At 78.3% G+C, this 13,743-nt stretch carries 13 protein-coding genes; 10 read left to right on the top strand and 3 right to left on the bottom strand.

From position 1 onward, the window contains the following. Positions 1–2 precede the first annotated feature (2 nt). Genes ACZ5NJ_RS24305 through ACZ5NJ_RS24265 form a run of 9 tightly spaced genes read left to right on the top strand, consistent with a single transcriptional unit; the run spans position 3 to position 10,095 of the window. Positions 3–1,667, top strand: coding sequence for a carbamoyltransferase family protein (locus ACZ5NJ_RS24305; protein ID WP_468767295.1), 1,665 nt, complete (start codon positions 3–5; stop codon positions 1,665–1,667). Then, positions 1,664–2,857, top strand: coding sequence for a glycosyltransferase family 2 protein (locus ACZ5NJ_RS24300; RefSeq protein ID WP_468767294.1), 1,194 nt, complete (start codon positions 1,664–1,666; stop codon positions 2,855–2,857). Before ACZ5NJ_RS24305 ends, ACZ5NJ_RS24300 begins: the two co-directional genes overlap by 4 nt. Continuing rightward, positions 2,854–3,519: an HAD-IIIA family hydrolase gene (locus tag ACZ5NJ_RS24295; RefSeq protein ID WP_468767293.1), complete on the top strand. Its 666-nt coding sequence runs from the start codon at positions 2,854–2,856 to the stop codon at positions 3,517–3,519. The genes ACZ5NJ_RS24300 and ACZ5NJ_RS24295 overlap by 4 nt, the downstream gene beginning before the upstream one ends. Next, on the top strand, positions 3,516–4,571 hold the full coding sequence (locus ACZ5NJ_RS24290) for a glycosyltransferase family 9 protein (protein WP_468767292.1): 1,056 nt from the start codon (positions 3,516–3,518) through the stop codon (positions 4,569–4,571). The genes ACZ5NJ_RS24295 and ACZ5NJ_RS24290 overlap by 4 nt, the downstream gene beginning before the upstream one ends. Further along, complete coding sequence (locus ACZ5NJ_RS24285) at positions 4,568–5,533, top strand: glycosyltransferase (protein ID WP_468767291.1); 966 nt, start codon at positions 4,568–4,570, stop codon at positions 5,531–5,533. Before ACZ5NJ_RS24290 ends, ACZ5NJ_RS24285 begins: the two co-directional genes overlap by 4 nt. Next, complete coding sequence (locus tag ACZ5NJ_RS24280) at positions 5,530–6,807, top strand: glycosyltransferase (protein WP_468767290.1); 1,278 nt, start codon at positions 5,530–5,532, stop codon at positions 6,805–6,807. The genes ACZ5NJ_RS24285 and ACZ5NJ_RS24280 overlap by 4 nt, the downstream gene beginning before the upstream one ends. Positions 6,808–6,863: 56 nt before the next feature. After that, a complete protein-coding gene (locus tag ACZ5NJ_RS24275; protein WP_468767289.1) occupies positions 6,864–7,538 on the top strand; it encodes a D-sedoheptulose-7-phosphate isomerase in 675 nt (224 codons plus the stop codon). Next, positions 7,535–8,992 carry a PfkB family carbohydrate kinase gene (locus ACZ5NJ_RS24270; RefSeq protein ID WP_468767288.1) on the top strand — a complete coding sequence of 486 codons (1,458 nt, stop codon included), beginning with the start codon at positions 7,535–7,537 and terminating at the stop codon, positions 8,990–8,992. The genes ACZ5NJ_RS24275 and ACZ5NJ_RS24270 overlap by 4 nt, the downstream gene beginning before the upstream one ends. Next, complete coding sequence (locus ACZ5NJ_RS24265; protein ID WP_468767287.1) at positions 8,989–10,095, top strand: glycosyltransferase family 9 protein; 1,107 nt, start codon at positions 8,989–8,991, stop codon at positions 10,093–10,095. Before ACZ5NJ_RS24270 ends, ACZ5NJ_RS24265 begins: the two co-directional genes overlap by 4 nt. A 72-nt stretch (positions 10,096–10,167) precedes the next feature. Here the strand turns inward: ACZ5NJ_RS24265 and ACZ5NJ_RS24260 are convergent, their stop codons facing one another. Beyond that, positions 10,168–11,394: an MFS transporter gene (locus tag ACZ5NJ_RS24260; protein ID WP_468767440.1), complete on the bottom strand. Its 1,227-nt coding sequence runs from the start codon at positions 11,392–11,394 to the stop codon at positions 10,168–10,170. 533 nt (positions 11,395–11,927) lie between these two features. Between ACZ5NJ_RS24260 and ACZ5NJ_RS24255 the strand changes: the two genes are divergently transcribed. Next, the gene (locus tag ACZ5NJ_RS24255; protein ID WP_468767439.1) at positions 11,928–12,674 is read left to right on the top strand and encodes an SDR family NAD(P)-dependent oxidoreductase; all 747 of its coding nucleotides are present in this window, start codon (positions 11,928–11,930) and stop codon (positions 12,672–12,674) included. Here ACZ5NJ_RS24255 and ACZ5NJ_RS24250 read toward each other — a convergent pair. Together ACZ5NJ_RS24250 and ACZ5NJ_RS24245 are read right to left on the bottom strand one after the other, a co-directional pair. Continuing rightward, positions 12,671–13,459, bottom strand: a complete 789-nt coding sequence (locus ACZ5NJ_RS24250) for an ANTAR domain-containing protein (RefSeq protein WP_468767286.1) — start codon at positions 13,457–13,459, stop codon at positions 12,671–12,673. The two genes, ACZ5NJ_RS24255 and ACZ5NJ_RS24250, sit on opposite strands and share 4 nt — an antisense overlap. A 19-nt stretch (positions 13,460–13,478) precedes the next feature. After that, the gene (locus ACZ5NJ_RS24245; protein WP_468767285.1) at positions 13,479–13,637 is read right to left on the bottom strand and encodes a hypothetical protein; all 159 of its coding nucleotides are present in this window, start codon (positions 13,635–13,637) and stop codon (positions 13,479–13,481) included. Positions 13,638–13,743: the final 106 nt, after the last annotated feature.

Genomic DNA, 13,743 nt, shown 5'->3' with positions numbered 1-13,743 from the left:
CCATGCGCGTCCTGGGAATCAACGCGCTCTTCCACGACCCCGCGGCCGCGCTCCTCGTCGACGGGCGGACGGTCGCCGCGGCGGAGGAGGAACGGTTCAGCAGACGTAAGCACGGCAAGCGGCCGGTGCCGTTCTCCGCCTGGGAACTGCCGGTCGAGGCGGCCCGCTGGTGCCTGCGCAAGGCAGGGCTGCGACCGGGGGACCTGGACGCCGTCGCCTACTCCTACGATCCCGGACTCGCCCTGCCCGCCGAGGAGATGGGCCTGGACGACCCGTGGGACCACCTGCGCCAGACCTACGCCCGGCAGGCGCCGGACTTCCTGGCCGCGGCCCTGCCCGGCCTCGACCCGGCCCGGGTGCGGTTCGTCCCGCACCACATGGCCCACGCCGCGTCGAGCGCCTTCGCCGCCGACGCCGCGGACCGCAGTTCGGTGCTGGTCCTCGACGGGCGCGGCGAGCGGGCCTCCCACCTGGCCGCCCGCCGCCGGGGCTCCGTACTGGAGCCGCTGTTCGCCCAGGACCTGCCGCACTCGCTCGGCCTGCTCTACGAGGAGCTCACCGCACACCTCGGGTTCCTGCGCTCCTGCGACGAGTTCAAGGTGATGGCGCTGGCCTCGCACGGCACCCCGCGCATGCTGCCCGAGCTGCGCCGCCACGTCTTCCCCACGGGTGACGGGGGCTTCCGGGCCACCGGGGTGGAGTGGGCGGACCACTGTCCGCCCCGGGCCCCCGACGAGCCGTGGACGCAGGCGCACGCCGACACGGCGGCCGCCGCCCAGGCCGTACTGGAGGAGACCCTGCTGGACCTGGCGCGGTGGCTGCACGGCCGGACCGGGGACGAGGTCCTCACCCTGGCCGGCGGGGTCGCCCTCAACTGCGTGGCCAACGCGCGGCTCTCCCGCGAGGGCCCCTTCTCCCGGGTGTGGGTCCAGCCGGCCGCCGGGGACGCCGGCACCGCGCTGGGCGGCGCCCTGCTGCTGGCGGCGGGCGCGGGCGACGAGGTGGCCCCGATGGACGGCGCCGACCTCGGCCGGGAGTGGTCCGACGCCGAACTGGCCGGCTGGCTGAAGTCCGCCGGTGTACCGTTCGACCGGCCCGCCGACATCGCCGACACCGTGGCCGGCGCCCTCGCCGACAACGCCGTCGTCGCCTGGTTCCAGGGGCGCTCGGAGTACGGGCCGCGGGCGCTGGGGCACCGGTCGCTGCTGGCCCACCCCGGGCACGCAGGAAACCTGGAGCGGCTCAACGACGTCAAGGGCCGGGAGCAGTTCCGGCCGGTCGCCCCCATGGTGCTCGCCGACCGGGCCGCGGAGATCTTCGACGGGCCGCTGCCGAGCCCGTACATGCTGTTCGTGCACGACGTGCGGCCGGGCTGGGCCGAGCGGCTCCCCGCGGTGGTGCACGTCGACGGCACGGCCCGCATCCAGACCGTGGACGCGGCCCGGGAACCGCTGGTGGCCCGGATGCTGCGGGCCTTCGAGCAGCGGACCGGGCTGCCGGTGGTGGTCAACACCAGCCTGAACACCGCCGGGCGGCCGATGGTCGACGACCCCCGCGACGCGCTGGAGTGCTTCGGCTCCACCCCGGTGGACCTGCTGGCGATCGGCCCGTTCGCGGTCCGCCGCGGCCGGATGTTCGCGACGCCGTCCGAGGGGTGGTCCGGATGAACGGCCCTGCCCCGGAAGCCCGTTACGCCGTCGTGGTGCCCACCGTCGGCCGGCCGCAGCTGCGGGCCTGCCTGGAGGCGCTGGCGGCCGCCCGGGGGCCGGGGCCGGTCCGGGTGGTGATCGTGCACGACCGGCCCGGACCGGGCGGCTCGCCGCCGCTGGAGGTCCCGGCCGCGCTGGAGGCCCGTACGGTGGTGCTCGCCGGCGCCGCCCGCGGCCCCGCCTCCGCCCGCAACACCGGGTGGCGGGCCGCCGGGGCGGTGCCGTGGGTGGTGTTCCTGGACGACGACGTGGTGCCGGGGCCGGCGTGGGGCGAGGAACTGGCGCGCGACCTCGCGGCCGCCGGGCCCGCCACCGCGGCGGTCAGTGCCCGTATCGAGGTACCGCTGCCGGACGGCCGGCGCCCCACCGACTGGGAGCGCTGCACGGCCGGGCTGGCCGGCGCACGCTGGATCACGGCCGACATGGCGGTGCGGACCAGGGCGCTGCGGGCGGCCGGCGGGTTCGACGAGAGGTTCCGGCGGGCCTTCCGCGAGGACGCCGACCTGGCTCTGCGGCTGCTCGCGGGCGGCTGGACGCTGGCCGAGGGGACGCGCCGCACCCGCCACCCGGTGCGCCCCGCGGACCGCTGGGTCTCCGTCCGCGTCCAGGCCGGCAACGCCGACGACGCCCTCATGCGCCGGCTGCACGGCCCCCGCTGGCGGTCGCGGGCCGGCGCCCGCCTCGGCCGGCGGCCCGCGCACCTCGCGGTGACCGCCGCGGGAGCCGCTGCGGCCGCCTGTGCGCTGCTGGGCCGCCGCGGCGCGGCCGGCTGGTGCGCGGCGGCCTGGCTGGCCGGGACGGCGGAGTTCACCGCCGCCCGCGTCCTGCCGGGACCCCGCGACCGCTCCGAGCTCCTCACGATGGCCCTGACCAGCCTCCTCATCCCCCCGGCGGCCACCTGGCACTGGCTCCGCGGCACAGCGGCCCATCGCCGCGTCCCTCCCACTCCCCCGGCCGCCCCGCCCCCGACCGCCCCGGTCGGGGCCACGCCCCGTGCCAACCCGTCGGCCGCCGACGCGGGCCCGGCCCCCGACGCCGGCCCGACGGCGCCGTCGGGCCCTGCCGGCGCGGCCGGGGGTGCCCCGGAGGGCGGCTCGTGGTTCCCGGCAGGCCCGGCGGGGGCCCCGGAGCCGGGTGGTGCGGCGTGACGGGCCCGGGCGCCCGGCGGGCCGTCGCGGGCGGCGGCGGTGGGCCTCGTGGTGACGGGCCCTGGCTGTGGTCCGGGGCGGAGGGCCGGGGCCACGGACCCGGGTCCGCGCGATGGCGCGGGCTGCCGCAGGCGGTGCTGTTCGACCGGGACGGGACGCTGGTCGTGGACGTCCCCTACAACGGCGACCCCGCACGGGTCGAGGCCATGCCCACCGCGCGGCGGGCCCTGCGCCTGCTGCGGGCGAGCGGGGTCGCCGTCGGCGTGGTCAGCAACCAGTCGGGGGTGGGCCGCGGACTGCTGACGCGACGTCAAGTGGAGGCGGTGGCCGCCCGGGTGGACTCCCTCCTCGGCCCCTTCGCCCTGTGGGCCGTGTGCCCGCACCGGCCGGAGGACGGCTGCGGCTGCCGCAAGCCCGCCCCCGGACTCGTCCTGGCCGCCTGCGCGGCCCTCGGCGCAGCCCCCCGGCACACGGTGGTCATCGGCGACATCGGCGCCGACCTGTCGGCCGCCCGGAGCGCGGGAGCGACCGGCGTGCTGGTGCCCACCGCCGCGACCCGCCCGGAGGAGGTCCGGGAGGCCGCCGGGCACACGGCCCGCGACCTGCTGGCCGCCGTGCGCCTGGCCCTGGCGCCCCGCCGCCCGGGAGGTGAGCCGTGGTGACCCGCGCCCCCCGCACCCTGGTGACCCGCCTCGACAGCGCCGGCGACGTCCTGCTCGCCGGGCCCGCCGTCCGGGCGGTCGCGGCCGGGTCCTCGTACACGGCCCTGCTGTGCGGACCGCAGGGCGCCCCGGCCGCCGCACTGCTGCCGAGCGTGGACCGCGTCCTGGTCCACGAGGCCGCCTGGGTGGGCCTGGACCCGCCGCGGACCTCGCGCGAGGAGTGCGACCTGCTGCTCGACGCCCTGGCCGGCGACCGTTTCGACCGGGCGCTCGTCCTCGTCTCGTACCACCAGAGCCCGCTGCCCGCCGCCCTGCTGCTGGCGATGGCCGGCATTCCGGAGGTCGCGGCCGACTGCGTCGACTACCCCGGCTCCCTGCTGTCGCTGCGCCACCGGCGGCGGGCCGGACGCCACGAGGCCCAGGCCGCCCTGGACCTGGCCCGGGACTTCGGCTTCCCGCTGCCGCCCGGGGACGACGGCGGGCTGCGGATCACGGCGCCCCCGGACACCACCGGGCTCACCGGCCCCGGCCCCTACCTCGTGGTGCACCCCGGCGCGGCGGTCCCGGCCCGGGCGTGGAGCCCCCGACGGGCCGCCGGGGCCGTCGCCGCACTGCACCGGGCCGGTCACCGCGTGGTGGTCACCGGCGCGGCCGACGAGCGTCCGCTCACCGCCGAGGTGGCGGGACGGCACGCCCTCGACCTCGGCGGCGGCACCCGCGACCTCGGCGAACTCGCGGGGGTGCTGGCCGCGGCCCGGGCCGTCGTCACCGGCAACACCGGCCCGGCCCACCTGGCCTGCGCCGTCGGGACGCCCGTGGCCTGCCTGTTCGCCCCGGTCGTCCCGCCCGAGCGCTGGCGCCCGTACGGGGTCCCGCACGTGCTGCTGGGCGACCAGGACGCCGCCTGCGCCGGGACCCGGGCCCGGGTGTGCCCCGTGGCCGGGCACCCCTGTCTGGACTCGGTCCGCGACGAGGACGTGCTCGCCGCGGTGGACACGCTCCTGGCCGGCCCCGCCGGCCCGGGCACGGCCGACGAAGGAGCGGCACCGTGAACATCCTGCTGTGGCACGTGCACGGCTCCTGGACCACCGCGTTCGTCCAGGGCCCGCACACCTACCTCGTTCCCGTCACCCCCGACCGCGGCCCGGACGGCCTCGGCCGCGCCCGCACCTTCGACTGGCCCGCCACTGTCCGGGAGGTGACCCCGCGGGAGCTGGCGTCCGCACCCGTCGACGTGGTGGTGCTCCAGCGCCCCCACGAATGGCGGCTGGCCGAGCAGTGGCTCGGCGGCCGCCGGCCGGGCCGCGACCTGCCCGCGGTCTACCTGGAGCACAACACCCCGGCCGGGGAGGTGCCCCGCAGCCGGCACCCCGTCGCCGACCGCGACGACGTCACCCTCGTCCACGTCACCCACTTCAACCGACTGTTCTGGGACAGCGGCAGCACCCGCGCCGAGGTGATCGAGCATGGGATCGTCGACCCCGGGCACCGCTACACCGGCCGGCTCCCCCGGGCCGCCGTCGTCGTCAACGACCCCGTCCGGCGGGGCCGGTTCACCGGCACCGACCTGCTGCCGGCCCTCGCCGAGGCGGCCCCGCTGGACGTGTTCGGCATGCGCACCGACGCCCTCGCCGCGCACCTGGGCCTGAGCGCCGACCGCTGCCGGGCCCAGGACCTGCCCCAGGCCCGGCTGCTGGCGGCGCTGGCCGAGCGGCGCCTGTACCTGCACCCGGTCCGCTGGACCTCCCTCGGGCTGTCCCTGCTGGAGGCCATGCACCTGGGCATGCCGGTGGTGGCCCTGGCCACCACCGAGGCCGTGGAGGCCGTACCGCCCGGCGCGGGAACCCTGTCCACCCGGCCCGAGGAGCTGGCCCGGGCCGCCCGCCACTACATCGACGAACCGGAGGCCGCCCGCGAGGACGGCATCCGGGCCCGCCGTGCCGCGCTGGGCCGGTACGGCCTCCCGCGCTTCCTGTCCGACTGGGAGCGCCTGCTGACGGAGGTGCGTTCATGACTTCGACCATCCGCTCCCAGGGCCCCCGGCCGTTGTCGGTCGCCCTGGTCTCCGAGCACGCGAGCCCGCTGGCCTCCCTGGGCACGGTCGACGCGGGCGGCCAGAACGTGCACGTGGCGTGTCTCGCCGGGGCCCTGGCGGACCGCGGCCACCAGGTGGAGGTCTACACCCGGCGCGACGCGCGGGAGCTGCCCGACGTCGTCGAGCTCCGGCCGGGGGTACGGGTCCACCACGTGCCGGCCGGTCCGCCGGAACACGTGGCCAAGGACGACCTGCTGCCCCACATGGGCGCGTTCGGCACCTGGCTGCTGGGCGAGTGGCGGGAGCGCCCGCCCGATGTGGTGCATTCGCACTTCTGGATGTCGGGGGTCGCCTCGCTGGTAGCCGTACGGGACCTGAAGCTGCCGTTCCTGCACACCTATCACGCCCTGGGCACGGTCAAGCGCCGCCACCAGGGGTCCTGCGACACCAGTCCGCCGCAGCGGATCGCCTACGAGCGCGACATCGGGCTGCGGTGCGACCGGGTGCTGGCCACCTGCCGGGACGAGGTGGACGAACTGGTGCACATGGGGGTCCCGGCCGGCCGGGCCGACGTGGTGCCCTGCGGCGTCGATCCGGAGCGCTTCCGCCCGGACGGGCCCCGGGCCGGGCGCAGCCCCCGCTACCGGCACCGGCTGGTGCAGCTGGGCCGCCTGGTGCCCCGCAAGGGGACGGCCGTGTCCATCGCGGCGCTGGCCCTGATCCCGGACGCCGAGCTGGTCGTCGTCGGCGGGCCGCCGGCCGGCCGGCTCGACGAGGACCCGGAGGCGCGGCGCCTGTGCGGGCTGGCGCGGGAGGCGGGGGTCGCGGACCGCGTCCGCTTCCTCGGCGGGCTCACCGGCGACGAGGTCCCGGCCGTGCTGCGCAGCGCCGACGTGGTGCTCTGCCCCGCGGACTACGAGCCGTTCGGCATCGTGCCCCTGGAGGCGATGGCCTGCGGCCGGCCCGTGGTGGCCAGCGCCGTGGGCGGGCAACTGGACACGGTCGTCCCCGGGGAGACGGGTCTGCTGGTCCCGCCCGGCGACCCCGCAGCCCTGGCCGGCGCCGTGGCGGAGCTGCTGGCCCAACCGGCGGTCCGCGAGGCCTACGGGGCCGCCGCCCGCACCCGGGCGCTGGCCCTCTACGGCTGGGACCGGGTGGCGGGCGCGACGGAACGCTCGTACCGCTCGGTGGGCTCCGCCCGCCGCTCCCCCGCCACCGCGCGGACCGGCCCGGCCCGCACCGCGGCCGCGTGAACCCGTAGCGCTTCCGGAAGGAGGTGGGGGCCGGCGCCCGGCGACGGCCCGACACCATGAACCCCTACACCCACCAGTCCTCCGTACGTCCCGCCGCCCCCTCGGCGACGGGCGTCCGGGACCACTGCTCCGCCCTGCTGGCCGCCCTGGACGGCATGTGCCACGACGGCGCGGACCTGCTGGAGCGCTGGGGCGCGGCGCTGGCCCGCGTCCTGGGCGACGGCGGACGCCTGCTGGCCGCCGGCAACGGGGGCAGCGCGGCCCAGGCCCAGCACCTGACGGCCGAACTCGTCGGCCGGTACCGCAGGGAGCGCCCGCCGTTCTCCGCGATCGCGCTGCACGCCGAGACGTCCAGCCTCACGGCGATCGGCAACGACTACGGCTACGAGCAGGTCTTCGCCCGGCAGGTCGCGGCCCACGGCCGGCCGGGCGACGTCCTGGTGCTGCTGTCGACATCCGGGAGCAGCGGCAACCTGCTGTCGGCGGCGGCAGCGGCCCGGAGCTGCGGCATGCGGGTGTGGGCGCTGACCGGCCGCGTTCCGAACCCGCTGGCGCAGGCCGCCGACGAGGCGCTGTGCGTGGACGCCGCCACCACGGCCACGGTGCAGGAGGCCCATCTGGTCGCCGTGCACCTGCTCTGCGAGGCGTTCGACGCCGCGCTGGAGGGGACATCGGCGGAGGCGGCCCGCGCCGTCCGGCGGGTGCGCGTCGTGGACGGGACGAAGCCGTGAGGACGCCGGGGCCGCTGGTCGTGGTGGGGGACGTGCTGCTCGACCGGGACATCACCGGGATCGCCGACCGCCTGGCACCCGACGCCCCCGCCCCGGTGGTCGACGTCACCGGGGACAGCTTCCGGCCCGGCGGGGCCGGCCTCGCCGCCGTCCTCGCGGCCCGGTCCGGGCGCGAGGTGGTCCTGGTGACGGCGCTCGGCCGGGACGCGGCGAGCCGCCGGGTCCGCCGGGCGCTGCGGGGCCGGGTCACGCTGGTGGAGCTGCCGCTCGACGGTTCGCTGCCGGTCAAGACCCGGGTGCTGGCCGGGGGACGCCCGCTGGTGCGCATCGACCGGGGCGGAGGCCGGCCGGGTGCGCCCACGCCGGAGTGCGCCCGGGCGCTGGCGGCCGCGCGCACGGTGCTGGTCGCCGACTACGGCCGGGGTGCGGCCGACGCGCTCCGCCCGCTGCTGGAGGGGACCGCGCGACGGGGCGCCGTGGTGTGGGACCCGCATCCGCGGGGCGGTCCGCCGGTGCCGGGTGCCCGTCTGGTCACCCCGAACGCGGCCGAGGCGCGGACGCTGTGCCCCGGGGAGGACGGCGCGGGCTCGCTGGGCGCGTACGCGCGGCGCGGCGCGCTGCTGGCCGCCCGTTGGCGGGCGGCCTCGGTGGTGGTCACGCTCGGCGAACGCGGGGCCCTGCTGACCCGGCCGTACGCGGAGGCGCCGCTGCTGGTGCCGGCGCCGTTCCGGGCGTCCGGGGACACGTGCGGGGCCGGGGACTGCTTCGCGGCGCACGCGGCCGCCGCGCTCGCGGACGGGGCGCTGCCGGAGGAGGCCGTCCGGCACGCGGTGACGGCGGCCACTGCTTTCGTGGCGGCCGGCGGCGCCTCGGGGACGTCGGTGGGGGGCGGTTCCGGTGCGGTGCCCGCCCGTGCGGGGGCGGCGGCGGCCGGGCTCGGGGAGGCCCTGGCGCTGGCGGGGGAGGTCCGCTCGCGCGGCGGCACGGTGGTGGCCACGGGCGGCTGCTTCGACCTGCTGCACGCCGGTCACGTGGGGCTGCTGGAGAGCGCCCGGCGGATCGGCGACTGTCTGATCGTGTGCGTGAACTCGGACGCCTCCGTGGCAGGCCTCAAGGGGCCGGGCCGGCCGCTCACCCCGCTGGCCGACCGGATGCGGGTGCTCGGGGCGCTCGGCAGCGTGGACGCGGTGGTGGCCTTCGAGGAACGGACTCCGGCCGCGCTGCTGGCCGTGCTGCGGCCCGACGTGTGGGTCAAGGGCGGCGACTACGCGGTGGACGACCTCCCGGAGGCGGCCGAGGTGCGCGCGTGGGGCGGTCAGGCCGTCGTCCTCCCCTACCTCGCCGGACGCTCCACGACGACCCTGGCGCACCGAGCCGCGCTGACCTCACCCGGCCCAGCCGCCCCACCCACCCCACCCGCTCCGACGGCCCCGACGGCCCCCGACATCCCATGACCCCCGCCACCCCAGACCCCGCCACCGGCCTCCCGGGCGCCCCGGCCCGCCCCGAACCGCCCGCCCCGGGCGGAGGGCGGGACGGGGCGGTTCGCCGGGGCACCCGGGCGCGGGGTGGTGCGGGGCGGCCGACGGTGGCGGTGCTGCGGGCGCTGGGGCTCGGGGACCTGCTGACCGCCGTTCCGGCGCTGCGGGCCCTGCGGGCGGCGCTGCCGGGCCACGAGCTGGTGCTCGCGGCCCCGGAGCGGCTCGCCGACGCGGTCCGCGCCCTCGGTGTCGTCGACCGGCTCCTGCCGGCGCAGGCCCCGGGGCGCGGGGTGCCCGGGACCCTGGCCTGGCCGGGGCCGCCGCCCGACCTGGCCGTGGACCTGCACGGCTGCGGGCCGCCGACCCGGCTGCTGCTGGCGGGGCTGCGGCCGCGCCGGCTGTACGTGTTCGCGCCGCCCGGCGAGCCGGGGTGGCCGGGGCCCCGGTGGCGGGCCGACGAGCACGAGCGCGACCGCTGGTGCCGGCTGCTGCGCTGGTACGGGCTGCACGCCGACCCCGACGACCTGTGTCTGGCGCCGCCCGCCGAACCCTCACCGGTCCCGGGGGCCGTGGTGCTGCACCCCGGAGCGGATGCGGCGGCCCGGCGCTGGCCGGCCGAGCGGTTCGCCGCGGTGGGCCGGGCCCTGGCCCGCGACGGGCACCGCGTGGCGGTCGTCGCCGGGCGGGGCGAGGGGCCGCTGGCGAGACGGGTGGCCGAGTACGCCGGGCTCGGTGCGGAGGCGGTACTGGGCGGCGAGCGCGACCTGCCCTTCGCGCGGCTGGCGGCCGTCGTCGCGCACGCCCGGTGCGTGGTGGCGGGCGACAGCGGGGTGGCCCATCTGGCCTCTGCGCTGCGGACGCCGTCGGTGGTGCTGTTCGGGCCGGTGGCACCCCGCCTGTGGGGCCCGCCGGCGCGGGGCCCGCACCGCGTCCTGTGGCATCCCGGACCGGCGGACGACCCGCTGCGGCCCGGCGACGCCCACGGCCGGGTCCCGGACGCCCGGCTGCTGCGCATCCCGGTGGCGGAGGTCCTGGCGACGCTGCGCGCCCTCCCCGAACCGGTCCCCCGCGCCTGAACCGCCCACCCGGGTCCGGCTCCCGCCGGCGGCCCGGGCCGGGTCAGGCGGTCCGGGTCCGGGCGGTCCGGGTCAGGCCGGGGCGGGGGCCGCCGTCAGCGGCGGGGCGGAAAGGCGGGCGGGGGTGCCCCGGCGGGTGAGCCAGCCGCCGGTGATCGCCGCGGCGATCACCAGTCCGCCGGCCACCAGGGCCGCCCGTACGCCCAACAGCTCCATCAGCAGCCCCAGCAACGGCGGCGCGGCCAGCCCCCACCCGGTGCGGACCGTCGACCAGGCGCCGAGCACCCGCCCCCGCATCCGGGCCGGCGGGTCGGTCTGGAGCAGGGTGGACTGGGCGGTGTCGCCCACCGATTCGGCCACCGCCATCGGCAGGACGAGCACGAGGAGCAGCGCCGTCGACGGAACGAACCCGGCGAGCACCTGGAGCAGTGCCCCGGCGGCGGTGAGCAGGGCGACCAGGCGTACGCGCGGCCGCCGGAGCCTGGCCCCGAGGACGGCGCCGACGATCCCGCCCGCCGCCAGCGTCGTGGACACCCAGGAGAACGTGGCGGCGTCCCCGGCGAGCGGGCCGGTCACCAGCACGACCAGGGTCAGCGAGTAGTTCCGTCCGAACAGGGCGCTGACGGCGTTCATGGCGGCGAGGGCGACCAGCCGGGGCCGCCCGAGGAAGTACCGCAGTCCGGCCGCCACCCCGGGCGCCTCCTGCGGCTCCTCCCGCTCCACCGGGACCGCCGCGGCCGGCGGCCGTGACTCCGGGGCGGGCCGGAGGAAGGGGATCACGCCGGCCACGAAGAGGAACGACAGCCCGTTGACGGCGTAGGCGGCGGCCGTGCCGAAGGCGGCCACCGTCACCCCGGCCAGCGCGGCGCCCACGAGGCGTCCGGCACTGTGCACGAGTGAGCCGACGCCGATGGCCGAGGGCACGTCCCGGGCGGGGACGAGGCCGTTGCCGAGCAGCGAGCACGCCGGGCCGTCCACGGTGGCCACCACACCGGTGACGAGGGCCAGGGCCATGAGCGCGGGCAGGTCCAGCCGGCCCAGGGCCACGAGGAGGCAGGTCGCGAACGCCACCGCGGCCAGCAGGGCCTGGCAGACGGCGGCGGTGGCCTTGTGGGACCACCGGTCGACGGCGGCCCCTCCGGCCAGTCCCAGCAGCAGGCCGGGGGCGGCCTGGAGGGAGACGGACAGTCCGGTGACGGCGGCCGAGCCGGTGATCTGGAGCACCAGCAGGTTCTGGACCGTCAGCTGGGTCCAGGTGCCGACGTTGGAGACGAAGTTGGCGGCGGCCCACCACCGCATGCCGCGGTGGCGCAGGGCCCGCCAGGGCGAGCGGTCGGAGGGGGTGCGGGCGGGGGCGGCGGCGGGGGCGGCCGGCGTGACAGAAGGCAAGGCGGTACCGGGGAGCGGCGTAGGGGCAGGGCGGGGGTGCGGCGGAGCGGGGCGGCGCGGCCGCGGGAAGGGGGCGCGGGCCCGGACCCGGACACGGCCTGCGCCCAGGCGAGGCCGGCGGGGCCGGATCGTCCCGGTTGGCCATGCTGGCAGACCCCTCCGGCCCACCGGGCGTGACCGGGGTCACGCGGGACTCCACGACCCCCGAACACGCCCGGCCGGGCGCCCCGTTGAACTTCCCGTGTGCTTGCTCACACGACTCTCGCACGGCCCTCGCACGACCCTCGCACGACCCCGGGGCGGCCGCCCGCCCGCACCCGGGTGGCCCACCCCGGCGTGCCGCCCGGGGCCCGGCGCCGCACAGTGGAAGCGCAGACACGGCCGACGCGCGCCCGCGCCCGCTCGGCGCCCCGGTGACCGGCGACGGAAGGCTCGTGATCGTGATGGACGACTCCCCCCGGCTCGATCTGCGCGGCAGGCGGGCCCTGGTGACCGGCGGAGCGCGCGGTCTCGGCGCGGCGGTGTGCCGCCGGCTCGCCGCGGCCGGGGCGGAGGTCCTGGTGGCCGACGTGCGGCGGGACCTGGCGGAGGGGCTCTGTGAAGACCTCGGGGCGCGGGGCGCGCAAGCCCGGTACGTGGACATGGACGTGCGGCGGCCCGAGCGGGTCGCGGAGGTGTTCCACGGGCTGGACGGCGCGGGCGGGGCCCTCCACGTCCTGGTGAACTGCGCCGCGGTGGACGTGTCGAAGTCGGCGGCGCAGCTGACCGCGGACGAGGTGACCCGGGTGGTGACGACCAACCTGCTGGGCCCGATGTACCTGTGCCTGGAGGCCTACCGCCGCATGGTGGCCGGGGGCGGGGGCCACATCGTGAACATCCTCTCCACCGCGGCGAACCGCACCTGGACGGAGGCGGGCCCCTACTCGGCGAGCAAGTCCGGGCTGCGCGCGTTCACGCACACCCTGTTCAAGGAGGCGCAGCGCGACTGCCTGGGCATCGGGATCACGGGGGTGATCGCGGGCGGCATGGAGACCGCCTTCATCATGGACCGGTTCCCCGACACCGACGTCTCGCTCCTGCAGAGCCCCGACATCGTGGCCGACACCGTGATGTACGCGCTCTCCGTGCCGGTGGGCAGCGCGGTGCCCGAAGTGGTGGTGGTCCCGCGCCGGGAGACCTCCTGGCCCTAGTCGTTCTCCCGGAAGTCCGTGGTGTGGCCGATCACGTCGCGGGCGATCTCGGTGGCGGTGCGGCCTTCGCGGAAGGCCCGGGCGCGCAGCAGCGCGAGCGCCTCGTCGGCGCCCAGCCGCAGCTGGGACATGATCATTCCGGCTGCCTGGTAGACCTCGGTCCGGTGGTTCTCGGCGTCGTGGAGCCAGGCCGCGACCCCCTCCACGGGGGTGGGCCCGTGGTCGAAGGTGACGAGCAGGACCGTCACGGCGTCCGCGGTGAGCATGGCCGCGCGCAGGTCGGCGGCCTTGAGCATGCCGGGGGTGTCGCGGTAGAGGTCCATGGTGCCGAGGAGCACCGTGGAGGTGCCCAGCGGCAGCGAGAACACCGACCGGGCCCCCGCCGCGACGGCCTGCGGGGCGAAGAGCGGCCAGCGGTGCGCGTCCGGGCCGCCGGCCAGGTCGGGGGCCAGCACCGGGGCGAAGACCTCGGCGGCCCGCACTCCCGGTCCCTCCCCGAGGGTGAACTGGAGCTCCACGAGCCGTTGCGCGATCCCGTCGCTCGCGCAGAGCGGGCTGCCGCCCCCGCCTTCACCGCCGTCGCCGCCGAGGGACATGGCGAGTCCGCTCACGGGCAGCAGGCCGAGGACGGCCTCGCAGAGCCGGGCGGGCAGGTGCTCGGCGGGTACGCCGTCCAGCCTGCGCACCAGGGCGCGCACGACGGCGCCGGGCCCGCCGGTGGGCGCACGGCTCCCCGGGTCGCCGTGGGCCCGGGGGTCGCCCTGCCCTGACCGGTCCAGGGGCACGGCCCTCACCTCCCGGCCTTCAGCGCCCGGCTCCGCCCGGGCCGGGCCCGGCGGGCGGCGACCCCGGGGGCGGCGCTTCGGCGGGGTGGCGGAACCGCCCGCCCGGCACGATCGCGTACCGGTTGCGCCGCCGGTCGACGGCCCGGTCCCGCAGCCGACGCTCCCTGGCCGGTTCCATACCCCCACTATGCCCTGTATCGCCATGAAAGGATCACTTGGCGTTGGTTACGGTAAATCTTGACGTACGCGGAACATCTGGCGAAAATCCGGTCAGATCTACCCTT

This window comes from Streptomyces sp. NPDC032091, assembly GCF_055580265.1.
The sequence above is the reverse complement of the archived record's forward strand: the minus strand, read 5'-3'. Positions and strand labels throughout refer to the sequence as shown.